The organism is Kiloniella sp. (genome assembly GCF_048259265.1).
Taxonomy (GTDB): Bacteria; Pseudomonadota; Alphaproteobacteria; order Kiloniellales; family Kiloniellaceae; genus Kiloniella.
The window spans coordinates 188,411-212,184 of the sequence record NZ_JBLXHT010000002.1; the positions used below are offsets into that span (position 1 = coordinate 188,411).

General features: G+C 44.1%; 22 protein-coding genes. 4 read left to right on the forward strand and 18 right to left on the reverse strand.

Annotated features, from left to right (window positions below):
* Nucleotides 1-6: 6 nt before the first annotated feature.
* From ACN0QW_RS04055 to ACN0QW_RS04070, 4 genes are all read right to left on the reverse strand, one after another.
* A complete protein-coding gene (locus ACN0QW_RS04055; protein ID WP_417429012.1) occupies nucleotides 7-735 on the reverse strand; it encodes a CpaD family pilus assembly lipoprotein in 729 nt (242 codons plus the stop codon).
* A 3-nt stretch (nucleotides 736-738) separates the two neighbouring features.
* Nucleotides 739-2,019: a type II and III secretion system protein family protein gene (locus ACN0QW_RS04060; RefSeq protein ID WP_417429014.1), complete on the reverse strand. Its 1,281-nt coding sequence runs from the start codon at nucleotides 2,017-2,019 to the stop codon at nucleotides 739-741.
* Between the two features lie 110 nt (nucleotides 2,020-2,129).
* A complete protein-coding gene (gene cpaB, locus ACN0QW_RS04065) occupies nucleotides 2,130-3,023 on the reverse strand; it encodes a Flp pilus assembly protein CpaB (protein ID WP_417429016.1) in 894 nt (297 codons plus the stop codon).
* Nucleotides 3,024-3,189: 166 nt separating this feature from the next.
* On the reverse strand, nucleotides 3,190-3,372 hold the full coding sequence (locus ACN0QW_RS04070; RefSeq protein WP_417429018.1) for a Flp family type IVb pilin: 183 nt from the start codon (nucleotides 3,370-3,372) through the stop codon (nucleotides 3,190-3,192).
* A 290-nt stretch (nucleotides 3,373-3,662) separates the two neighbouring features.
* Here ACN0QW_RS04070 and ACN0QW_RS04075 point away from each other — a divergent pair, with 290 nt between their 5' ends.
* On the forward strand, nucleotides 3,663-5,156 hold the full coding sequence (locus ACN0QW_RS04075; RefSeq protein WP_417429020.1) for a cobyric acid synthase: 1,494 nt from the start codon (nucleotides 3,663-3,665) through the stop codon (nucleotides 5,154-5,156).
* 37 nt (nucleotides 5,157-5,193) lie between these two features.
* On the opposite strand, the gene ACN0QW_RS04080 is transcribed toward ACN0QW_RS04075, so the two are convergent.
* The 8 genes from ACN0QW_RS04080 to ACN0QW_RS04115 all read right to left on the reverse strand — a co-directional run bounded on the left by ACN0QW_RS04080 (nucleotide 5,194) and on the right by ACN0QW_RS04115 (nucleotide 12,210).
* Entirely contained in the window at nucleotides 5,194-5,883 is a 690-nt protein-coding gene (locus ACN0QW_RS04080; protein ID WP_417429022.1) for a fumarylacetoacetate hydrolase family protein, read from the reverse strand.
* A 71-nt stretch (nucleotides 5,884-5,954) separates the two neighbouring features.
* Nucleotides 5,955-6,326: a HesB/IscA family protein gene (locus tag ACN0QW_RS04085; RefSeq protein ID WP_085900335.1), complete on the reverse strand. Its 372-nt coding sequence runs from the start codon at nucleotides 6,324-6,326 to the stop codon at nucleotides 5,955-5,957.
* Between the two features lie 90 nt (nucleotides 6,327-6,416).
* Nucleotides 6,417-6,818, reverse strand: a complete 402-nt coding sequence (locus tag ACN0QW_RS04090; RefSeq protein WP_417429024.1) for a DUF59 domain-containing protein — start codon at nucleotides 6,816-6,818, stop codon at nucleotides 6,417-6,419.
* Nucleotides 6,818-8,101 (reverse strand): aminotransferase class V-fold PLP-dependent enzyme, encoded by a 1,284-nt coding sequence (locus tag ACN0QW_RS04095; protein WP_299379101.1) that lies wholly within the window; start codon nucleotides 8,099-8,101, stop codon nucleotides 6,818-6,820. Before ACN0QW_RS04095 ends, ACN0QW_RS04090 begins: the two co-directional genes overlap by 1 nt.
* Before the next feature lie 28 nt (nucleotides 8,102-8,129).
* A complete protein-coding gene (gene sufD / locus ACN0QW_RS04100; protein WP_417429027.1) occupies nucleotides 8,130-9,455 on the reverse strand; it encodes a Fe-S cluster assembly protein SufD in 1,326 nt (441 codons plus the stop codon).
* Nucleotides 9,455-10,204 (reverse strand): Fe-S cluster assembly ATPase SufC, encoded by a 750-nt coding sequence (gene sufC, locus ACN0QW_RS04105; RefSeq protein ID WP_417429029.1) that lies wholly within the window; start codon nucleotides 10,202-10,204, stop codon nucleotides 9,455-9,457. The genes sufD and sufC overlap by 1 nt, the downstream gene beginning before the upstream one ends.
* 52 nt (nucleotides 10,205-10,256) lie before the next feature.
* Nucleotides 10,257-11,714: a Fe-S cluster assembly protein SufB gene (gene sufB, locus ACN0QW_RS04110; protein ID WP_299379106.1), complete on the reverse strand. Its 1,458-nt coding sequence runs from the start codon at nucleotides 11,712-11,714 to the stop codon at nucleotides 10,257-10,259.
* 34 nt (nucleotides 11,715-11,748) lie between these two features.
* The gene (locus ACN0QW_RS04115) at nucleotides 11,749-12,210 is read right to left on the reverse strand and encodes an SUF system Fe-S cluster assembly regulator (RefSeq protein ID WP_299379108.1); all 462 of its coding nucleotides are present in this window, start codon (nucleotides 12,208-12,210) and stop codon (nucleotides 11,749-11,751) included.
* 379 nt (nucleotides 12,211-12,589) lie between these two features.
* Between ACN0QW_RS04115 and upp the strand changes: the two genes are divergently transcribed.
* On the forward strand, nucleotides 12,590-13,228 hold the full coding sequence (upp, locus tag ACN0QW_RS04120) for a uracil phosphoribosyltransferase (RefSeq protein ID WP_299379110.1): 639 nt from the start codon (nucleotides 12,590-12,592) through the stop codon (nucleotides 13,226-13,228).
* 49 nt (nucleotides 13,229-13,277) lie between these two features.
* On the opposite strand, the gene ACN0QW_RS04125 is transcribed toward upp, so the two are convergent.
* The 3 genes from ACN0QW_RS04125 to ACN0QW_RS04135 form a co-directional block, all read right to left on the reverse strand.
* Nucleotides 13,278-14,027 (reverse strand): substrate-binding periplasmic protein, encoded by a 750-nt coding sequence (locus ACN0QW_RS04125; protein ID WP_417429032.1) that lies wholly within the window; start codon nucleotides 14,025-14,027, stop codon nucleotides 13,278-13,280.
* A gap of 132 nt (nucleotides 14,028-14,159) precedes the next feature.
* Nucleotides 14,160-15,353, reverse strand: a complete 1,194-nt coding sequence (locus ACN0QW_RS04130) for an MFS transporter (protein WP_417429034.1) — start codon at nucleotides 15,351-15,353, stop codon at nucleotides 14,160-14,162.
* A 192-nt stretch (nucleotides 15,354-15,545) separates the two neighbouring features.
* Nucleotides 15,546-17,024 (reverse strand): DEAD/DEAH box helicase, encoded by a 1,479-nt coding sequence (locus tag ACN0QW_RS04135; RefSeq protein WP_417429036.1) that lies wholly within the window; start codon nucleotides 17,022-17,024, stop codon nucleotides 15,546-15,548.
* Nucleotides 17,025-17,269: 245 nt separating this feature from the next.
* On the opposite strand from ACN0QW_RS04135, the gene ACN0QW_RS04140 reads away from it, so the two are divergent.
* Nucleotides 17,270-17,815 (forward strand): hydrolase, encoded by a 546-nt coding sequence (locus ACN0QW_RS04140; protein ID WP_417429038.1) that lies wholly within the window; start codon nucleotides 17,270-17,272, stop codon nucleotides 17,813-17,815.
* A 4-nt stretch (nucleotides 17,816-17,819) separates the two neighbouring features.
* On the forward strand, nucleotides 17,820-18,524 hold the full coding sequence (locus ACN0QW_RS04145) for an alpha/beta fold hydrolase (protein ID WP_417429040.1): 705 nt from the start codon (nucleotides 17,820-17,822) through the stop codon (nucleotides 18,522-18,524).
* Nucleotides 18,525-18,566: 42 nt separating this feature from the next.
* On the opposite strand, the gene ACN0QW_RS04150 is transcribed toward ACN0QW_RS04145, so the two are convergent.
* From ACN0QW_RS04150 to parE, 3 genes are all read right to left on the reverse strand, one after another.
* A complete protein-coding gene (locus ACN0QW_RS04150; RefSeq protein ID WP_417429042.1) occupies nucleotides 18,567-19,142 on the reverse strand; it encodes a class GN sortase in 576 nt (191 codons plus the stop codon).
* Nucleotides 19,143-19,225: 83 nt separating this feature from the next.
* Nucleotides 19,226-21,430, reverse strand: a complete 2,205-nt coding sequence (locus tag ACN0QW_RS04155) for a marine proteobacterial sortase target protein (protein ID WP_417429044.1) — start codon at nucleotides 21,428-21,430, stop codon at nucleotides 19,226-19,228.
* A 274-nt stretch (nucleotides 21,431-21,704) separates the two neighbouring features.
* Nucleotides 21,705-23,696 carry a DNA topoisomerase IV subunit B gene (gene parE / locus ACN0QW_RS04160; protein ID WP_417429046.1) on the reverse strand — a complete coding sequence of 664 codons (1,992 nt, stop codon included), beginning with the start codon at nucleotides 23,694-23,696 and terminating at the stop codon, nucleotides 21,705-21,707.
* Nucleotides 23,697-23,774: the final 78 nt, after the last annotated feature.

Sequence of the window (23,774 nt, forward strand, 5' to 3'; positions counted from 1 at the left end):
AGTGCCCTATTCCGAAACGCCGCTTGTACTTAAACCACCTAACAGAGGTGTGATTTCGCCTTTTCTATACCTTTCAATCCCAAGAGAAACAGCTGTCGAGTCTGCAGACGTAATCGGTTTGCTTCCATCCAGAGCTTCAGGGGATACTACCATGTTGGCCAAATTGACTTCTTGCGCACAACCGAATGTTCTTATGGCAGGTCTTGTCCCTTTCGGGTGACGTTTTATGGTACATTCTGGGGGAACAATGATCTTTCTATGGATTAGTATTGCAGCATTGTGGGTGCCCTGAATAAAGATTGCGATGGGTTTCTTGGCGACGCTGCTTTTGTATCCCAGTTCTGTAAGCGTGAATTTCAGGCGATTAACGGCACTTTCGGCATTAGGCGTTTTTTTGCCAGTACCATCGCGAAGACCGTCCAGAATAATTTCATCCCGTGTATTCACTTTATAGCTTTGAAGAAAGCTCTGTAACTCTGTTTCCAAGGCTAAAGTATCGGTAGATCCATCGGGGATATAAAAACCTTCTGTTGCGATATAGCTATGTGTGCTGGCTCTCTTACTGGTGGTAATTGGGCGCCATCGTCCCAAATCCATGAAATCAACCGCAGCCTTAGATATTTGTTGTTCAGCAGGGATTGTTTTAAATCCTTCTTCCGGAGCACACCCCAATGTGAATGCTGAAAGTGAAAGAGCTATCCAAAGGCTGGCCGTTCTGGGTATTGTTATTTGCATTATCTATTCCAAAATAAAAGTTGGCTCAGTGCTGGGATAGGATGTCGTTGTATCATTATTTTGAATCGAAGTAGTTGTTTCTACTGTCTCAAGTTTTTGCGGTGTTGTTGACACGTTTATTTGCTCAACGTAAGGATCCGTAGGAAGGGCAATAGGGTTATTGGACGGCTTAACTAGATAAGGCGTGACCACAATAACAAGTTCACTTTCGCTGTTTTGAAAACGTTCACTTTTAAATAATCGACCAAGAATGGGAATATCGCCTAAACCGGGGACTTTATTCGCAACTTGTGTTTGGTTATTTAGAATTAACCCGGCAATAGCAAAGCTTTGTCCGGATCCTAGGTCTACTGTTGTTTCTGCTCTTCTTGTTGATAGGGCAGGGATTTCGAGGTCAGATAAAACGACTGCCCCATCAGAAGATAACTGACTCACTTCTGGTCGTACGCGCAGGGATATTCTGTTCTCGGATATTATCGTCGGAGTAAAGGCCAAGCTGACGCCAAATGATTTAAAGGCAATTGATATTGTCCTTACGCCATCTTGCACATTAGACCCGACAGGAACTGGAAACTCTCCTCCAGCCAAAAATGTGGCTGTTTCCCCAGAAACAGCTGTAAGATTTGGTTCCGCAAGAATTGTAACGAGTTCATCTTGAGCTAAAGCATCTATCAGGACGTTTAAATTGAAATACTTACCGACTGTTGATGTGATCCCCAATAAATTGGGAGGACTCGTTGCTAATATCGATGATGTCGTTGTGCTAAAAGCAGCATTCGTCAAGCCGTCATTGAAGCTTGATCCTGTCCAATTAAATCCAAACTGTTCGAGTACATCATTTCGTACCTCTGCAATTCTTACTCTCAGATGTATCTGGTCTGAGGCAAGAACAGACATCTGTGATATGACTTGTTCTGTTTCTGGCACAATAAAGCGTTCAGCAATTCTTTTTGCGCTATCGGAATCAACAGCATTATTTACTTGTCCTGTTAGAAGAATACCATTGTTGATTGAGCTTGCTTGTATCTTGTGATCGGGTATTGCGGTATCTAAGGTTTCCCTAAGGAGCTCTAAGTTATGAGTTATTTTAATCGGAATGCTGGCGATTACTTGATCATTGGTATCAATGGCAAAGACGCTTGTTTCGCCTGATTTTTTCCCAAAGACGTAAACAAGCTTTGCTGACTTAACATTCAGATCTGCAATTTCAGGGTTTGCAATAAAGATATTAGATGCAGAACGTGGGAGTTTTAGAAGCTTTCCTTTTCCAATCTCTATTTCCATGAGGTCGGAATTGGTCTCAACGGTTTGAAAAGACTGCGCTTGTGCTGTGCTCAAGCTAGCGATAAGTAGAGCTTGAGCAATATATAAGAGGATAACCTTATATAGATTCATTAGTTACCCCCAGCTTTAACAGATGAATTACCCCTGGAAATAACAAGTGAACTTTCTGTCGATCCCCCCGTGTTACCTGTTAATACCTGTGTTGCTTCGTAATCCCATGTATAGCTATCGCCTTTTTCGGGGCTTTCATCCGCGGCAATGTTTCCTGTTTCAATCATTTCTTGCAACTCTTCTTCATCTTTTGCGAGGGGACGTAAGGCCAATGAAATTGTGCCGAGGATTTTTGCGACGGTTACGATTTCTACTTGGTCGGGTTTCAATTCTACCGTAACGGTTTTTGCACTGATACTGTTCTTTCCTTCTGGTGTATTTATTGCTGCACCAAGTGCTAAAACACGTACATTGGTCATAACAGTTTCACTGGCTTTTCGTGTTGTCCCGGAATTATCTTCGTCGTCTTTTATGGATAGTGAGACGATGAGATCAACTCGATCTCCAGGAAAAACCAAACCACTAACTCCGGTGGCATCAGAAATCGGAATTGATAAAGCTCTGTGTCCTGGTTTTAAAACGGCGGCAAGAAAACCTCGCTCACCGGGGCGAACAAATTTTTTGATATTTATCGGTTCTCCGGCGGAAATTTCTTTTCGCGCAACGCGCCCAATGAGATCTTCTGTTTTAAAGTTATCTTTAAGCAAATGGTAGTCTGACGCATAGTCTTCGGGCCAGTCCTGCCATATAAAATCTTCCTCACTGATGAACTTACCAAGGGGGATGTCTATTTTTGCGGTTAAAATTTGAACAGATTCTTGAGGTGCGACTGCGACTGTTTGCGCCGATTGAATAGGTCGTTTGTTCGCATCTAGCCAGGATTTGGCTAAAAATGCGGTACCACCACTTAGCATTAACGCTATGAGTATCAGGATAAATTTGCGTGCCATCATATGTGCATTCTATGCGGATATGGTAAACGCTTTGTAAAAGAAGTGTTTTCAAACGTAAATTGAAGATTATGCCAAGGCATAATTGGATTATTGGCAGCGAAATGAACAAAGGCTCCTAAGAAGGAGCCTTTGTTCATTGGAAGGGGGAATGAATAGGTTGGTATTATTAGACCTTGCCAGCAGCATCGTCCAAAGCAGATTTTGCTTCACCAAAGATCGTATTCAGTGATGTACCCAAAGCTTCCAGTGTTGCAATTGCGGCAACGGAAACAAGCGCAGCAATCAAGCCGTATTCAATAGCAGTTGCACCAGATTCGTCAGTAAGAAAAGTTTTTGTAAAGTTAAGCATGTTCAGGGCTCCTATTCCTCGTAAACTGGAAATCATAATGTCATTCATCTATTAATAAATAGTAAAGAAAAATATTAGTTGTTATATTCTAAAGAATAGATGCTTTCTATTTTATTTGTACTTATTAATTGTAAAGTAAACGTATATTTTTTAGTTATTAGTGCCTAATAAGATTAAAATTTTATGTAATCTTTACTTTGTTAAGTTTTTCTTGTTTCAAGGGGAGTTTTTCATGTGTATCTCTGTAAAAAAGTAAACCCTTCCAGACAATTTTAATAACAGGAAGCTTTATGACGGTTGCAATCATGTTTCAGGGTACGGGATCTGATGTGGGTAAGTCCCTTTTGGTTGCTGGGATTGCCCGAGCTTTATCCAATCGTGGTCTGAAGGTACGTCCCTTTAAGCCCCAGAATATGTCTAATAATGCTGCTGTTACACTTTGTGGTGGGGAGATTGGTCGTGCACAAGCGCTTCAGGCCAAGGCCTGTCGTGTTGAGCCGACGACGGATATGAATCCTGTTTTACTCAAGCCTCAAACAGATATGGGGTCTCAGGTTATTGTAAAGGGGAAAATATGGGGTAATACCAATACAGGTAACTATTGGGGGCGTCGTCATGAATTGATGCCAACGGTTCTAGAGAGCTTTCAACGGCTTGCTGCTGAGGCAGACATAATACTAGTTGAGGGCGCGGGCAGTCCTGCGGAAGTAAACTTGAGATCTGGTGACATCGCCAATATGGGCTTTGCGATTGCTGCGCAAGTGCCCGTAATTCTTATTGGTGATATTGATCGTGGTGGGGTGATTGCATCCATTGTTGGAACCAGTGCGCTTATACAAAAAGAAGAAAAAGATCTGGTTAAGGGGGTTATTATAAATAAATTCCGTGGCGACCTCAGTCTTTTCAAAACCGGTGTAAGTATTATCGAAGAAAAAAGTGGTTTTTCTTCGCTCGGTGTGGTGCCTTACTTTAAAGACGCGCGTAAATTACCCGATGAAGATGCGGTGTCTGTACAATCTGGTGCTTCCGCTATGGGCAATGGCTCTGGCGATAAAGATACTATTCGCATTACTGTTCCCTTGATTTCACGTATTTCCAATTTTGATGATTTTGATCCTCTGATTGCGGAAGAGGGTGTCGAGCTGACGTTTATTCATCCCGGCGATGTTATTCCTGTTGAGACAGATTTGGTTATTTTACCTGGATCAAAAGCAACAATCGGTGATCTGGAATTCTTCAGAGCGCAAGGTTGGGATATTGATTTGCAGGCTCATGTTCGAAGAGGTGGCCAGGTTCTCGGCATTTGTGGTGGTTATCAGATGTTGGGATCCTTGATTACTGACCCTGAAGGTATCGAAGGGGAAGCTGCGTCCGTTCCGGGTTTGGGGCTGTTACCTGTGACAACTATTTTAACCGGAGACAAGAAACTTACGGAAGTTAAAGGATGCGATATCTCTAGCGGAGAGATGATAACGGGTTATGAGATGCATGTCGGTGTAACCGAAGTTGATGGAGCTCAAACTGATAACATTTTACCGATGCTCTCTATCGATCAAAGGGAAGAGGGCGTTCAGCTTAGTACGGGGCAGGTATCGGGTTGTTATCTGCACGGTCTTTTTGTTTCTGATAGCTATAGGGCCGCCTTTTTAAATCGCATTAAAAAACGAGAAGCCAGCACTTTATCCTTTGAAAAAGAGATCGACATGACTCTTGATGCCTTGGCGCAGCATATGGAAGAAAATGTTGATATTGATAAGCTGTTGTCTATAGCAGGGTATCAATAGTTTTTTTGAGGTGCGGTTTAGGTTTAGCCAACAGGTCTTAGGTGAGCTTGAAGGAGAGGTCCGAGAGGCCATCGATAGAGCAAGTGATTTCATCACCGGATTTGATTGCACCAACACCAGCTGGTGTTCCCGTCATGATAATATCACCAGCACGTAGATCAAACAGGCGGCTGAGGTGATAGATAATGTTTTCAACTGACCAGATCATATCCCCAAGTGTTGCGTGTTGCCGTACCTCTTTATTAACACATAGAGAAATTGAAGAGGATCCAGAGAGTGCGAGATTTTCTGTGAGAGGTGTAATTGCACTACAAGGGGCGGAATTTTCGAAGCCCTTTGCCACGTCCCATGGATGACGTTTGTCTTTACAAATTTTTTGTAAATCTCTTCTGGTCAAATCAACGCCAGTTGCATATCCAAAAATATGTGCTTTGGCCTGTTCTGGTGAAATATTACTGCCCCCACTTTTTAGGGCGACGACAAGTTCGACTTCATGGTGAAGATCTGTTGTTGCGTTTGGATATGGAAATGAACCGCCTTCTGCGACGAGAGCCTCTCCCGGTTTCATAAAGAACATTGGGGTTTCAACTTCGGGATCTCCGCCCATTTCTTTTGTATGTTCGGCATAGTTCCGGCCGACACAGAAAATACGCCGGACAGGAAATAATTGATCTGACCCAACAACGGGGACTGTGACAACAGGGGCAGGGTCAAATGTATAAGGCATTGTTTGAGTTGGGGTTTCTTGTTAAAGGTCCGACGGTGGTTGAGGTGCCGAGTGCAGGTAGGAGGGACTAATCAGGTGATTAATTCAGCTTTGTTGCTTTCGGGTGCAACATGAAAACTTTCACCGCAACCACAACGTCCTTCTTCATTTGGATTGTTAAAGACAAAAGAGCTTTGGAATTTATCCTGAACAAAGTCCATCTCGCTACCGATCAAATACATGACGGCAGTTGGTTCGATAAAGATTTTAACGCCTTTGTCTTCGACAATATCTTCAAATTTCTTTTGTTCTTTGGCGTATTCCACGACATAACTGAGACCGGAACAGCCCTTGGTACTGATACCAACGCGCAGGCCAAGAACAGCTTCGTCCTGGCTTTGGTCCATAAGCGTTTTGACGCGATTTGCGGCAGCATCTGTAAGGGTGATGAGTTTTGGCATCATCGAATTATGTCTCTTAATTTCCAGTTTCTGATCGTACTATATCACTATATGGGGGTAATGCCCCAGATAAAAAGGTTATATGAGAAAAGCTTACATAAACAGGCCAAGCGCCAGTTGGGCATCGTCACTCATCATATTTTGATTCCAAGGCGGCGACCAAGTCAGAATAACAGTTACTTCCCCAACACCTTCCACAGCGGCAACAGCTTCGGCCACCTGCATGGGAAGTTCTCCTGCGACCGGGCAGTTTGGGGCCGTTAACGTCATGCTGACATTGACATTACCTTTTCCATCTATCTCATGCCCATAGATGAGGCCTAGGTCATAGATGTTCACTGGGATCTCTGGGTCGTGAACGCTTTGGAAGGCATCAATAATGTCATCTTTGCCTGCAAAGGATGTTCCGTCTGCCAATGGCTGACCTGCTGTAGCCTTAAAGCCTTCTTCTGCTTTGGGAAGAAAATCGCTTAAGTTTTTTCCATCATCAAACATTAACTAAAGAGTTCCCGTACTTTTTCTAGTGCATCAGCGAGCGCATCAACTTCTTCGCGGGTGTTGTAAATACCAAAGGAAGCGCGTGCCGTTGCTGGTAGATCAAAACGTTGCATCAGAGGTTGGGCGCAGTGATGACCAGCCCTGACGGCAACACCTCTGCGATCAAGGATTGTACCGATGTCATGGGCATGTGCTTCTTCCATGGTAAAGGACAGGATGCTGGCCTTTTCCTTCGCTCTGCCAATAATATTCAATCCGGGTATTCTGCTGAGGCGTTCTGTTGCATAGGCTAGAATGCCGTTTTCGTGGGCCGCAATATTATCTTTGCCCAAGGCTTCTATATATTCAATCGCTGCACCCAAGCCGATGGCTTCGACAATCGCCGGGGTGCCAGCTTCAAAGCGGTGCGGAATTTCTTTGTAAGTTGTTTTCTCAAAAGTAACGAGATCAATCATTTCGCCGCCACCTTGATAGGGAGGCATTGAATTCAAAAGATCTGCTTTGCCGTAAAGGATACCAACACCACTGGGGCCATAAACCTTGTGTCCAGAGAAACAGTAAAAATCTGGATTGAGATCCTGCACGTCAATATGAGCATGCGGAGCAGCTTGACAGCCATCAACTAGAACCTTTGCGCCATGAGCATGGGCAACACGGATGATGTCTTTTATCGGGGTGATGGTACCAACAGCATTAGAGATATGGGTAATGGCGACAAGTTTGGTTTTTGAACTGAAAAGGCTTTCATATTCCTCAAACAGGAAATTTGCATCCCCGTCAATTGGCACAACTTTGATTTCAATACCAATTTGATCTCTGAGAATTTGCCAGGGAACAATATTGGAATGATGCTCCATATGGGAAATGATGATCTCATCACCGGCTTTCAGAAAATTCCTACCATAGCTTTGTGCGACTAGGTTAATTGCCTCTGTAGCGCCTTTGGTCAAGATACACTGGTCAGGGCTTTCTGCATTAATAAAGCGTGCGGCAGCATTACGTCCGGATTCAAAAGCTTCAGTACAGGCTTGGCTCAGGCTGTGGACACCACGATGAACATTGGAATAGTAAGTTTCATAGGCCTCTTGCATTCGATCCAAAACCTGACGGGGTTTTTGTGCGGATGCAGCACTGTCCAGATAGACGAGGGGGCGGCCATAGATTTCACGTTGTAGGATAGGGAAATCTTCGCGTACGCGATGAACATCAAATGCCTGCAACGAATTGTCGCCAGCTTTGATGGTTTCCAGATCAACGTTTTGTGCTGTACCTATGCTCATTGTGATGTCCTTATGCCCTTGCTTTTAATCAGGCTGGTTTGTTTGGATTTCTCTCTAGCCAATCAGTTATTCTAACTAAAAATAAGTCCTTTAAATCTTCGTTTTGAACGGCTTCAACGGCATCAGCCAGAAAAGCGTTCACGAGAAGAGATTGTGCTTGTTCCTGAGAAAGGCCGCGTGAGCGCAGGTAGAACAATGCGTCTTCATCGATCTGACCGGATGTGCAACCGTGGCTACAGATCACATCGTCAGCAAAGATTTCTAATTCAGGTTTAACATCCACTTCAGCACGGTCAGAAAGCAGCATGGCACGGTGAGATTGATTGCCCACTGTTTTTTGAGCTTGCTCATGAACAATGATTTTGCCCTGAAAAACGCCTCGTGCATTTCCTGCCAAAACACCTTTGATAACTTCGTCACAGGTTGTATGCGGCGTCTTGTGATCTACACGAGTTGTGATGTCGCAATGCTGATCGTCAGTGCCCATATAGGTGCCATTCAAATGACAGGCGGAATTCTCTGCTGCCAGGCTAACATTAATTTCTGAACGAGCTAGCCGTGCCCCTGTGTTCAGCAAGAAGCTATCGTATGTAGCGCCTTTGCCAACTTCTACTTCTGTTGAAGAGATCAAAAAGGCAGACTTGTTACTTTCCTGAACACGATAATGGTGCAGCGTCGCATTTTCATCAACATTGATATCTGTGGCAGCGTTAGAGAAATAGACGTTTTCTCCGTGGTCCGCATTGTGTTCGATAATTGTCGCCTTACTACCCGACCCAACAGAAATGATGTTTCTGGTGTGATGCGTGCTTTCAGCTTTGCTACTGCCGAGATGAAGAATCTCGATTGTCTTCTCTAAAGAAATATCCTTTGCAATGGACAGGATATACCCATCAGCCATAAGCGCAGTGTTCAAAGCAACAAAAGGTTGCTCTTCGGCACGGGGACGCGTCAGGCGTGCTTGATCGAGATCTCGGTTCCCATTTTCTAGTACTGTTGCCAGACTTTCCATCGTTAGACCAGTTGGCAGCGAACTATCGGATAAAGCTTCGGAATAGTTACCGTCGATAAAGACAAGGCGAACAGACGATGTACTGTCGATAAGTCTTGGTAACTCGTCGTTGGCTGCCAATTCAGATGCTTCTGGCGCAGAGAAAGCCTGTTTCTTTAGGGGATTAAGGCTGGTGAACTTCCAAAGCTCCGTTTTTGCTGACGGTAATCCGATGTCACTGAACAGCGCGATATTTTTCGCCCGCGTTTCATTTAGCCATGCGAGACTGCTACCGGGTAAACGTTCTTTACTTTGGTCGTAGTGGGCGATGAATGCCTCTTTATCGGATGGAAGTGTTACCATTAGGCTGCCTCACCAGAATAATCAGCATAACCCTTTTCTTCCAGCTCAAGTGCCAGTTCTTTACCGCCGGAACGACGAATTTTACCATTAGAGAGCACATGAACCTGATCAGGCACAATGTAGTTAAGAAGACGCTGATAGTGCGTAATAACCAAAATAGCATTGTTTTCTGCACGTAGTTTGTTCACACCTTCAGCAACGACTTTAAGCGCATCGATATCGAGGCCGGAGTCCGTTTCATCTAAGACGGCAAGCTTAGGGTTCAGAACGGCCATTTGCAGAATATCGTTACGTTTTTTCTCACCACCAGAGAAGCCAACATTAACGGCACGTTTCAACATGTCATCCTTAATGCCAAGTTCTTTGGTCTTGCTACGGATCATTTTAACGAATTCCATACCGTCCAGTTCTTCTTCGCCGCGATAACGACGTTGGGCGTTCAGCGCTTCTTTCAGGAATGTTGTGTTGGTGACACCGGGAATTTCGACTGGATACTGAAACGCCAAAAAGATGCCTTCACCAGCACGCTCTTCAGGCTCCAGTTCAGAGATATCTTTCCCGTCAAAAAGAATGCCGCCCTCAGTTACTTCATAGTCATCACGACCGGCAAGGACGTTCGCAAGCGTTGATTTCCCTGAGCCGTTCGGGCCCATGATTGCGTGTACTTCGCCCTTATTGATATTCAGGTCTATGCCCTTAAGAATGGCTTTTCCATCGACTTCTGCGTGAAGGTTTTTAATTTCTAACATCTTTTTACTCTGTTCTCTTTATCTATGTGTCTAATTGGAATAGGGCGCTTCGTTATCCGACGCTGCCTTCCAGACTGATTTTGACAAGCTGTTGCGCTTCAACAGCAAACTCCATTGGCAATTCCTGAAGCACTTCGCGGCAGAAACCGTTTACAACAAGACCGACGGCATCTTCTTCGGATATACCGCGCTGACGACAGTAAAAGAGTTGGTCTTCACTGATTTTAGAGGTTGTTGCCTCGTGTTCCAGTCTTGCCGATCGGTTTTTACTCTCGATATAGGGAACGGTATGTGCCCCACAGGTCTCGCCGACCAGAAGGGAATCACACTGTGTAAAGTTACGTGCGCCTTCGGCTTTGGCTGCGACACGTACTAGGCCACGATAGGTATTTTGAGATTTACCTGCTGAGATACCCTTAGAGATAATCCGTGAAGTCGTATTCTTACCCAAGTGGATCATTTTGGTGCCGGTATCAGCCTGTTGACGTCCATTGGTAATGGCAACGGAATAAAATTCACCGACGGAATTGTCTCCTTGCAGGATACAGCTTGGATATTTCCAGGTGATCGCTGAACCTGTTTCAACTTGGGTCCAGCTGATTTTAGAATTTTTACCCTTACAGATACCGCGCTTGGTCACGAAGTTGTAAATACCGCCTTTACCGTCTTCATCACCGGGATACCAGTTTTGAACAGTGGAGTATTTAATTTCAGCATCATCCATTGTTACCAGCTCAACAACAGCTGCATGAAGTTGGTTTTCGTCACGTTGAGGTGCTGTACAACCTTCCAGATAACTTACGTAAGAACCTTCGTCGGCAACGATCAATGTGCGTTCAAACTGTCCTGTGTTCAGTTCATTAATTCTGAAATAGGTGGATAGTTCCATCGGGCAACGAACGCCCTTGGGAATGTAAACAAAAGAACCATCGGTAAAGACAGCAGAATTCAGGCAGGCATGCTTGTTGTCACCAGCGGGAACTACAGAGCCAAGGTATTTTTTGACGAGTTCCGGATAATCCTGAATTGCTTCGGAAATCGGACAGAAGATAACGCCAACTTCTTTCAACTGTTCACGGAAAGTGGTGGCAACAGATACAGAATCAAATACGTAATCAACGGCCACACCCGCCAATACTTCTTGCTCTTTAATCGGAATGCCAAGCTTTTCATATGTGCGAAGAAGCTCTGGATCGACTTCGTCCAAACTCTGCGGACGGTCTTCCATACTTTTTGGGGAAGAATAGTAATATGAATCCTGATAATCAATTTCAGGTATTTCCAACTTTCCCCATTTGGGTTCAGGCATCGTCAGCCAAAGGCGATAAGCTTTCAAGCGCCATTCCAAAAGCCATTCGGGCTCATTTTTCTTGGCAGAGATGAAACGGACAGTATCTTCACTTAAACCCTTTGGGGCCTTTTCAGATTCAATATCTGTTACAAAACCATATTTATATTTGTCCATCTCAAGGGATTGGACTTGTTCGACTGTTTCTTGTGTGGCAGCCATTTTCTTACTCTCCTATCGGACTTTATTGAATTGATCAGGTAAGCTCTGCTGAGCTCGCGTCCGATTTTTGTTTATCTATTATGAAACTGTCTTGAAAATCTATCATGTCGGCGAGTGTCACCGTTTTAAGGGCGTTTGCGACAACTTGATTTACTTTGTTCCAATTCCCGCGCATGGGGCACATGGTCTCTACAGAACAGTTATCAACGGCTCCTTCGACACAGGCCGTTAAAGCAATAGGCCCTTCGATGGATTGAATGATATCTGCAACAGTAATAGAGGACGCATCCTGATGGTTGATGTAGCCACCGCCCGCACCGCGAAGGGATGTGATTAAGCCTTGCCGGGAAAGCAGACCAAGAATTTTGGCAACAGTTGGTAGGGGCAATCCTGTTTCTTCAGCAATCTGAGGGGCTGTTACAACCTGCTCTTTTTGCGAAGACATCTGCCCAAGAACGACAACTGCATAATCTGTTAACCTCGTAAGGCGGAACATAGCTTTTCTCCATACCGGACTAAAAAGGTCCGATTTTTTAAATAGCTCAAAAAAACGAAATTGCAACCTCTTTTTAACAGTTTTTTTTAGTTCCAATATATCTTGTAACGCTCAGTAATTAATCAACTTACTGCTATATCCTTGGAAAATATAACAAAGCCAGACTGTTAGAAAAAAGAGATTGGTTTTATCGCGACAAATTGTCGTATTTAAAATGCATCTTTAGTGGGGCGAGTTCTCAGTCTCACATTTTTGGTATCCAATAATACCCCTAATTTCCTAATGGGCTCGGCGGATAGAGAGGGCTCGACATAAAGGGCTTAAAAGGGTAAGTAACAAGAATAATTTGTTGAGAATGAAACAGTCAGACGTAAAGGCTATGAATATGAGCGCAAATGTAATCGTTGTTGAGCATCCTTTGGTTCAGGTAAAACTTACTCAAATGCGTTCGAAAGAAACTGCGACCCCTGATTTTCGTCGGTTGTTGAAAGAAATCTCTCACTTGCTTGCTTATGAAGTCACACGGGATCTCGTGCTTACCGAACGTGAAGTGGAAACACCGGTTGAGCGTGCAATGTGCCCAGTTCTTCGCGACTTGGAGCCTTGTTTTATTTCAATCTTGCGTGCAGGAAACGGTATTCTGGATGGCATGATGGATCTCTTGCCCTCTGCTCGTGTTGGTCATGTTGGTCTATATCGTGATCACGAAACGCTAGAGGCAATTGAGTATTACTACAAAGTGCCAACGGATATGGCCGATCGTGAAGTTATTGTTGTCGATCCAATGTTGGCAACGGGGCACACGGCTGTTGCTGCAATTGATCGTCTTAAAAAAGATGGTGCTAAGAATATCAAGTTCCTATGTTTGCTGGCGGCGCCAGAAGGAATTGCAGAGTTCCAAAAAGGCCACCCTGACGTGCCGGTCTATACAGCATCTGTTGATCAAAAATTAAATGAGCACGGCTACATTGTTCCAGGTTTGGGAGATGCTGGAGATCGTATTTACGGCACGAAGTAAGCTCTAATTTTTGTGGGAATGAATAAAGGCTCCGTTATTGGGGCCTTTTTTATTGATATTTTTTTCTGATCTTTTCGTAGGTGCCGTTATGTCTAATCGTACGAAGGCCACGGTTTACATCATTAATGATGCCTTGAACCTTTTCTGACTTCTTAGAAAAACAAAAATAATAAGGATGACTGACGAACTCTTTGTAAGTTACAGGCCCTTTTTTCTCACGACTGGCTAAAGCAAATAATACTGAATCCCTATAGGAATAAACGGCGTCAACGCGCTTGTTTTCTAGCAAAGTTAATAGTTCGTTGTCATCTGATGCTTCGTAGGCATTGATATCATTGTCTATAAGTTCTTTGTGCACAGTGTAACCTCTTACACTGGCAACAGAGAGACCTTTAAGGTCGAGGACTGAATCAAATTTTTGTAAAGTCACATCTTCCGACAAGAACACTCCTTGGCTGTGGTAACCAAGAATATCTGAGAAAAGGAAATCTTTATCTCTGCCCGGGTGATAAGAACAGCCGCAGAGACCATCAACTTTCCCTTGTTGCACAAGTTTTAAAGCTCTTTGCCAAGGGTAAAACGTGTACTCAACATTCCGTCCTGCAAGAGAGAAAATTTCCAGCATTATATCGACATCTATGCCTTTGGGGCCTGTGCCTGGGTTTTCTATTTTATAGGGAGGAAAAGAGCTGCAAGCCATCGTGACTGGTTGATTCTCAGCTGCAGTACTATTTTTCACTACTGGAAAAATAAATAAAAGAGACGCGATAGAAAAGACATGTTTCGGAGATAATTTCAATAATCATGATCCATAAAATTAACAGCAGATACGGATTTAGTTTCCATCAAAACGCGGCTCTCTCTTGTCGTTAAGAGAATCCATTAGAACATCTTTATTGTAACTATAGAAATACTAATAATTCTTTACCGTTCAAGATAGTTCTTGATGCGTATATTCTTTTGCCGGCAGGGCGCTGCTCGGTGGTACAATCTTCGTAACTATCCATATAATTGTTCCGCCAGTTGCTGCCATGCCGACCATAGCAAGAAAGGCATATGAGGGATCAATGTCAAACAGCAAGCCTGAGACGAAAATTGATAGGCCCATCATCAAGCCATTAGCAATACTAGAATAAAGACTTTGCGCAGAAGCCGAGACATCTTTGGGGGCATGCTTTGTTATAAATGACATGGACCCCAGATGGGTTAGGCCGAATGTAAGGGCGTGTAAAACTTGGATGCCTATGATTAAAATCATGCTGTCACTAAAACCGAGTGTCCCCCATCTGATCATACCGGCAATACTTCCGATAATGATTAGATGTAAAGAGCGTGCACTTTTAAACAGCTTGTTACTGAATGCAAATAGGATGACTTCGGCCATAACCCCAAATGCCCAGATAAATCCAATTAGGCTTTTGCTGTACCCCAGTGATGTTAAGTAGAGAGAGCCAAAAGCGTAGTAAGCAGCGTGGCTGCCGATAATCATACCTGCTCCTAGGATGAAGAAAAGGAAGCTTGGTTTTCTGAGGAATATTCGTGGGTTTCCTTGTGATTTTTCTTGCTCTTTAGGGAGCTGAGGCAGGATTAAACTGAAGAATGCGACAGTAATAAGGGCGCATAAAATGAGCCAAAGCGTCCAATTAATATCGATGGTATCTAAAAGGTAGCCAACGCCAAAGCTTGTGACAATGAATGAAAGAGATCCCCAAAGTCTTATCCGTCCATAATTTAAATCATAAAGTCGAACTGCCTTAAGTGTTTGGCTGTCCCCTAAAGGAATAAGCGAAAGAAAACAACAGGATGCACCAGCTTGAAGTAAGAGGTAAAGATGAAAGTCTTCAGCAAAATAAAAAGCAAAGAAGAACCCGCAAGATATTAATGCCGTTGCAAAGAGTACGGCTCTGCTATAGCCACTTTTTTCTGAAACAAAGGCGATGGCCGGTGAAACCAGCACCATGAGGAATGGGGGTATGGAAAGTATATTTCCAATTTCTGACTTACTAAGGCCTCTTTCTGATAACCAAAGTGGCCAGAACACCAAGATAATGCTCATGGTCATGAAAACAAAGATATAAAAAAGTGAGTAGGGAACGCCAAAAGGAAGGGCGGAATCTTTGTTCATACGGATGCTCTAAACTTGGGGCACCGGATCTAAGAGTAGAAGCGACGCAGGAAGGGGCTATTTTTAATGAATACCACTTTATTGTTGGGCATCAATATTTATTGTTTAAAAGTTTGGAACATTTGATCTGACCCAGGAATTAAAAAAGGCGTTCAAAATGAACGCCTTTTTTAATTTACTTGAGTGAGCGTTCTACGCCACCTTTGCTTCCCGAAGAATAAAAGCAGGTGTGTGATCTCCAAAAGAGCTAGTAGGATTACTTGGCTCTGATGAAGGTTCTCGCTCACCAATAACTGCGGTAGGTCTGGCTTTGCGGCGGGTAGCTCGTACTGGTTTTTTCGCACTACGTTTTTCGTCTGCACCGCTGTCTACAGCTGTTGTTGCCGTAGCTTCAGCTGAAACATCCTCAGCAACATCATCGAATTTCTTGCGACGACGGCTTGGCTTTGTTTCTTTAGCATCACTACTTTTTGCGGTTACTTTTGTTGGGCGACGACGTCTACGACCCTTCAAAGAAGCAGCTTCTTCGTCGGTCCAACTATCAAAGCCTTCAAGAGAAACGACGGGGATACCGCTATTGATAGTCGTCAACACGTTACGTAACCCTTTGTAATCTTCAATTGTAGCAATTGTGAATGCTTTACCTTCACGTCCTGCGCGTCCGGTTCTACCAATTCTGTGAACATAATCTTCAGGATTAACGGGAACATCAAAATTAAATACGTGTGATACAGCTGGAATATCTAAGCCACGTGCAGCAACATCGGAACAGACCAAAAGCTTAACTTTGCCTTCTTTAAAGTCGCTCAATGTCTCCATGCGGGATGATTGAACCATGTCACCGTGGAGAGCTGCAGCAGAAAAACCGTGTACATTCAAAGATTTATTCAGGATATCCACGTCTTTTTTTCTGTTGCAGAATAAAATCGCAGACTGAATTTCACCTTCGCTAGCCATGATTTGACGCAGAGCTTCTCGTTTTTCTTTCGGACCACCATCAATCTTGATAATCGTCTGCTCGACAGTTTCGGCAGTTGATGCCTGTTTCGTCACAGAGATTTCTTTAGGATTGCTGAGGAATTTATCAGAAAGCTTTCTGATTTCCGGGGCCATCGTTGCAGAGAAAAAGAGTGTTTGTCTTAGCGGTGGAAGCAAAGAGACAATTTTTTCCACATCGGGAATGAAGCCCATATCCAACATCCGGTCTGCTTCGTCGATAACCAACAGTTTGGTATCAACAAGCATGATCTTGCCTCTCTCGAAAAGATCTAGAAGGCGGCCAGGTGTTGCAATCAGAACGTCAACGCCGCGTTCGAGGAGCTTTGTTTGCTCCGCAAAGGAAGAGCCTCCGATAAGGAGAGCTTTGCTAAGCTTGCTGTATTTTCCATAGCTTTCGAAATTTTCCGAAATCTGATGGGCAAGTTCACGTGTTGGTGTCAGGATCAAAGAACGCGGCATTCTTGCGCGGGCCCGACCACTGGACAGCATTTCGATCATAGGCAGTGTAAACGAGGCAGTTTTACCTGTCCCGGTTTGAGCACAGCCCATTACATCACGACCCATTAACACGTAGGGGATTGCTTGTTCCTGAATGGGCGTAGGTGTTGTATAGCCAACATCCTCGACAGCCTGCAGGAGCTTTGGATTTAATCCAAGATCAGAAAAGCTCATGTATTCCTTAGTTACGGTTGAGCGTTAGTCAAAAAAAGCAGAAATACGTAAAAAACTTACGCATGCTTTCCAGAAGCGACGTGCGCATAATACGGAAAGCTTTGAAAAAGTCAATTTGTACTATGTTTTAGATACTGAAAATCACCAAATAACTGTATAAAGTGATATTATTGTTTAATTTTTACCCTGTGATGTTTAAGTCAATAGGGGGTACTTAACTTGCTAGAGGCACTTTAAAGATGTTGATGTCTGCAGAAGATTCGGTTGTCGTTGTTATAGATGTGCAAGAAAGATTGGCACCGGCAATCCCTGAACTCCAAGCTATCTTGAAAGCTAATGAGCTTGTCTTGAAAACGGCATCCGAGCTATCTGTTCCCGTTCTCGTGACCGAGCAATATCCAAGAGGGCTTGGTCATACAGTTGAACAGCTACGTGATTTTTACACAGAAAAAAATGTGTTTGAAAAGATTTCTTTCAGCTCTGCCGGCTGTGCACCTTTTATGTCCGCCTTAAAAGAAACGGGACGACGTCAAGTTATCGTAACGGGTGTTGAAGCACATGTCTGTGTGCAGCAGACTGTTTTAGAATTGCTGGCAGACAGATTTGATGTTTTTGTTGTGGCTGATGCTATTGGCTCGCGTACTAATGAGAACCGACAATTGGCGTTGGATCGTATGATCAGATCAGGTGCTGAAGTTGTTTCGAGCGAGATGGTAATGTTTGAAATGCTGAAAAAAGCAGGTACGCCTGAATTTAAAAAATTATCCAGCCTAATCAAAGAAAACGATTAATTTTATGACAGAAAAAGAACGTCTGGTTTTTCTACCAGGTTTGTTGTGTAACGAACGACTGTGGGCGCCGCAGTTGGACTTTTTTAAAGACAAGTATCCTTGCGAAGTATCTGATCTAACTCAGGCAAGTTCCATAAACGAACTGGCGCTACATGCTTTGAAGCAGGTGCGTGGTAAATTCAATCTCGTCGGGTTATCTATGGGGGGGTATGTTGCGCTCGAAATTATGCGAATTGCGCCAGAACGGGTGAAGCGCTTGGCGTTGATTGATACAAAAGCGCGTGCGGATAGTCCTGAGCAAAAACGACGTAGGCGTGGCTTACTTTCATTAGCTGGGCGAGGAAAGTTTAAAGGCGTAACGCCACACTTGATGCCACTTCTTATTCATCCAAATCGTATGGATGATGTGTCTTTGACGTCTGAAATATACAAAATGGCCGAAGAGGTTGGGCAAGAAGCTTTCGTACGTCAGCAAACCGCTATTCTGGATCGTGAAAGCCATTTGGATCTTTTACCAAAGATAAAATGTCCGGTGCAGGTTATTTGTGGCCGGGATGACCTGATTACCCCCTTGGATTGTTCTGAAGAAATTACCTCTCTGACGCCCAATGCTGAACTGTTGACGTTGGAAGACTGTGGGCATCTTTCAAATTTCGAATTCCCTGAAAAGGTGAATGAAACTCTACAGGCGTGGCTGGAACGAAACTAAGTCTCTCAAGGTTTTTTACTCTCTTGCAAAGCTATTGTTCGGTTAGCTGGATGTAAGGCTTTTGATCAAATGGCCTTCGACAATATATCGTAGCGGTCCGGGTGTCTGTGCATTGAAGGGCCAACAAGTTACCAAGGCTATTCTTTTCGAAGCGTTTTGGTTGTTAATGCCTGACTGGTTCCATTTGGTAATTCGGATATTGTCCACTTCATATAGATGATCTTGTCCTTGAGGATCTTTCACTAGGATGATGTCAGTCGCTTTTATGTTTTCGAGAAAAGCAAAATGAGTATCCCTGTGTGCTGCATAGACAGCTGTTCCTTGCTGTCCGGGGCGGGCGGTGTTTTCTAGATGTCCAGGGGCAAATGCCAAAGCTTCACCACTACTGCCGCGTAAGGCGATAACGGGATCTATAGCTAGATTGGGGAGACTGATTTCTGCGACAGGGTAGGTATCGGCCCATGACCATGCTTTTTGTGGTGTCTTTGTGGTTAAGGTTTCCTGCCATGCCTGTTGTAACAAGTGTTGCGCTAGAACGGCTTTTAATTTGATGTAGAGACCATCCCCGAGCAATGCAAAACCAACCATGAATAATGCGAGTAAGAGGAGCTTTCTCACTCCTCTTACCAAATATTGGGGGGGCCTTTGAACAGGGCTTCGTATTTGTAAGGTAGGCTTTATAGTACTAGAGGTTTTCATGGCTATGGACGCTGTCCATTTAGAAGTATTTTACGGGAGGCCAGCATAAAGAATACCGTTGCAAGTAACAGAAGAATACCAAGAATGATTTTTAATTCCGCTGTTGTTGCTGTTGCTGGTAAGGGAATGGATTTGGCTTTTGCAGAGGCTGGGTTTTCCAAGGGTGTATCACTTGCAGCCAAGGCATGCAGGAATGAAATGCTGGCATCTTCGAGTTGTTCTGGAGCCGAAGTGTAATCAGGCCCAAAGACTTTCTCAAAATCCCACCCAGCAGGAAGGTTTAACGCTATTTTCTGACTATTGTAATCTGTACCAGTTGGCCGCGTCGGGGTGATATCAACAGCGACAAGGCTCGTCATTTTACTGATTAGGCCATATTTCATAGCCGTTTTGAGTATGTCCTGATCAAGTACATTCCAATTATTGGCCTGAAAGTACTGACCTTCTATTTCTGAAATTTTTCTTCTGCCCCATAGTTTGCCAATACCATTGCCTTGTTGTGCTTTGTAGAGCGGTAATTTAATTGTCCAAGGCTGGTTTGAGAACTGGCCAGAAACATCCAGTGTGTCTTTGACTGATCGAACCGTATTATTGGCTTTAGCCAAGATAACGACGGGCTCACCACTGTAGAGATCGGGGAGCTGACGTGGGCTCATTTCTACATTGTTTTTCTCGGGTTGATTACTTTCTGGCCAGTTTGCCTGAAGATCGGTTAACACTGGGGTTTCAAGCTTTGTAAATAGTTCATTCATATGGGATCTGACTTGTTGTTCTGATCCGATATGGGTAAAGGTTCCTTTGCCGTAGCTGGATGCGCGGTTCATAAAGTGACTGTTGGGGGCAGAACCGATACCGACGGTAAAGATTCTGGAACGACCACGTTTTTTAACAATGGTATCAAACATTTGTTTTTCATTGCCAATGGCACCATCCGTCAAGAATACAATCTGGCGTAAAGCCGATTTTTCGTGCGGGGTTTGATCTTCTAAGGCGGCTTCCAGCGCAGGTAACATTTCTGTCCCGCCATCAGCTTCGAGGGATGAGACAAATTTTTTTGCGATATCAAGATTGCCAGTATTGGCTTCAAGAGCTGAAGGGAAAAGGACTTCGTAGGTGTCATCAAATCTTATGACGTTAAAGCGATCCTGATCGCTCAACTTTGCAAGAGCTAAAAGCAAGCTTTCCTTTGCCTGTCTCATAGAAGGGCCAGCCATAGAGCCTGAGTTATCAATTACAAAGATAACTTCCCTGTCTGGTGTTGTTATTTCATCCTGAGCAAGTTGCGCCAATTTTGGAGGGGTAACAAAGGCAAGGAAATAGTCATCTTGACCAATTGTTTCTTTAAATAGGGCAACCCTTGGAGATTTCTTTGGTTCAGCCTTCCAGTTTAGTTCAAAATCACGATCTGCAGGGATAACTTGATCACTGAGAGAGACTTCAACCTGATCTTTGGATTTATAGTCTGTGATAATGTCGTGGAACGGGCTTTTGATTTCAGCAATGGGGAAGCCGGAAGCTAGGCTGACATTCAGGGACACCGGATTGCTTTGTGCTTGTCTTGCCGGATTTATAACTGGAGACGCTATCTCTTCACGATCAGGAAGGGAATCTTTTACTGATCCCCACTGTTCATTATTCTCAAAGTTTACACTTTCGACGATGCGTGGCTTTGGGGTGTAACGGGGGGCTGCAACCATTGGGAAACGGAGCGAGAAAAGACCATTCGATTGCCTGACCGTTTCTTGATATTCAATCTGTACAACGATGATTTCTTGCGGCCCTATATTTGCAACTGAGTTGGTAAAGAGATTGGGGCGTAACTGTTCAACCAAACTGGCTTTTTTGCCTTCTCTTTTAGCGTCATCATAAATTTTGCGAGCCTCTTCTTTGGGCTTGATAATGCCTTCGATGAAACGATCACCGATTTGCATTTTGAGTGCATCTACAGCTGATGTTTCGGGAAGGGGAAAAACATAGGTTCCTTCAACCCAGCCATCAGAAGGGTTTCTAAAGCGTTGGGTCACTTTTGTGCGGGCAATTGGGCCGTTGATGTCAATCTCTACATTGGTTGCAAGCTGAATGGCTTCGACCATTTTACCGGCTTCCGTTGTTTTCAATAACAACGAACCTCTTTTCATGTCATTTGGGGACACCAGTCCATTTGCAACCGAGGGACCTATGCCCATAACAATTATAGAGGCAGCCAATAGACTCCTGATAAATTGTTGTTTAATCGAAAAGTTTAATTGTTTTTGTGTGATTGTTTTCAGCATGCCGCTGCCCTGTCATCTAAGAATAAAGTTGTTTTGTTTCTTTGTATTCTTATCTCGCGGCTTTATGCCCAAAGGGTGGGGCTTTGTGACAAAAAAGGGGCAAAGTCGGGGTTATCGCATATTGAGCCAACCATAATTCAAATAAAAAAAGCACTGCCATCGAGATGAATGGCAGTGCTTTTTTTATTAAAGAATGGCTTGGTTTATATTAGATATCGATATCTGAAACGAACTTTGCGTTGTCCTGGATAAAGTTAAACCGCAGTTCCGGTTTCTTACCCATTAGGCAATTTACTCTGTCCGCTGCGGCTCTTTGGCTTTCGGCAGGATCAAAATCATCATTGTGATGAACGGTAACGCGCAAGAGGACTCTTTTGGATGGGTCCATTGTTGTTTCTTTAAGTTGTCGAGGTGGCATTTCACCAAGACCTTTAAAGCGACTGACTTCGATTTTCGCGCGTCCAGTCAGTTCAGTTTTTTCCAGTTCAACTCGATGCTCGTCATCCATGGCATAGACCGTTTTACTGCCTTGCGTAAGACGATAAAGCGGTGGCATTGCCAGAAAGAGATGACCGCTTTCGATCAGACCAGGCATTTCCTGATAGAAGAAAGTCATTAGCAACGAAGCAATATGAGCACCATCAACGTCGGCATCAGTCATGATTATGACGCGTTCATAACGAAGCTTGTCTTTATCGAACTGGCCTTTGGTGCCACAGCCTAGTGCCAAGCTAATATCTGCGATCTCTTGGTTTGCTTTGATTTTATCCGCTGTTGCAGAGGCTACGTTCAGAATTTTTCCACGAAGGGGAAGAATCGCCTGTGTTTTTCTGTCACGTGCTTGCTTGGCAGAGCCACCAGCTGAATCGCCCTCTACCAAGAAGATTTCAGTATCGTTTGATCTGTTGCTGCTACAGTCGGCAAGTTTTCCGGGCAGGCGAACTTTACGCGTCGCAGTTTTCCGACTTGTTTCTTTATCTTGTCTTCTTCTTAATCGATCTTCACTGCGCTCAATAATACGTTCCAGCAAAAGTCTGGAACTTTCTGGGTTACTGGCCAACCAAAGATCGAAATGATCTTTTATTGTTGCTTCGGTTAATTTCGCAGCAAGAGGGGTGGCTAGTCTATCTTTAGTTTGTCCCTGAAATTGCGGGTCCCTGATAAAGACAGAGAGAACTGAAATGCTACCGTTTAGAAGATCATCTCCTGTAATTTGGGCCGCTTTTTTTATGCCTGTAAGTTCGCCGTACGCTTTAAGTCCTTTTAATAGGCCTGCGCGCATACCGCTTTCATGACTCCCGCCATCAGGTGTCGGAATGGTATTACAATAGGAATTGACGAAGCCTTGTTCGTCTCGAGGCCAGCAAATGGCCCATTCCGCACGTCCCTGACCATCAGAAAACTCAGCTTCACCTGCAAAGGCTTCAGATGTTAGAGCAGGGCGTTCGCCAAGCTGTGAATCAATAAAGTCTTTCAAGCCGTTTGGGAAGTGGATGACTTCGCTTGGGGGAATATTACTACCCTCGACAAGGGAAGGTTCACATGTCCAACGGATTTGAACGCCTTTGTAAAGGTAGGCCTTTGATCGCGTCATCTTGTAGAGACGGGCGGGTTGGAATTTACAACCGGGCTCAAAAATTTCGGCGTCCGGGTGGAATGAAATTGTCGTTCCTCGTCGATTGTTGGTTTTGCCAATCAACTCCAGCTTAGTTTGCGGATGACCTTTGCTGTATTCCTGTCGGTAAAGCTGTCGATCTCTTGCTACTTCAACGTACATCGAATCAGACAAAGCATTTACGACGGAAACCCCAACACCATGAAGGCCGCCAGACGTTGCATAGGCGTCCTGTGTAAACTTCGCACCAGAGTGTAAGGTTGTTAGGATAACTTCTAACGCAGATTTATCAGTATATTTGGGGTGGGAATCGACGGGGATACCACGTCCATTATCTTTTATTGTTATGTGGTTATCCAAGCCAAGTTCAATATCGATTCGTGTTGCGTGCCCTGCAACTGCTTCATCCATGGCATTATCAAGAACCTCTGCAACAAGATGATGCATGGCGCGTTCATCATTGCCGCCGATATACATACCGGGGCGATGCCGAACAGGTTCTAAACCTTCGAGAACTTGAATATCCTTGGCTGAATAATCAACCGTGGTTTCATTTGTGGGGGCTGACTGAAATAGATCTGACATGGGAACATTATGTGTTGATGATCAGGCTAAGGCAAGTTCCAGATGATAGTGTATTCACGTTTTGTTTCGCCCAAGAGC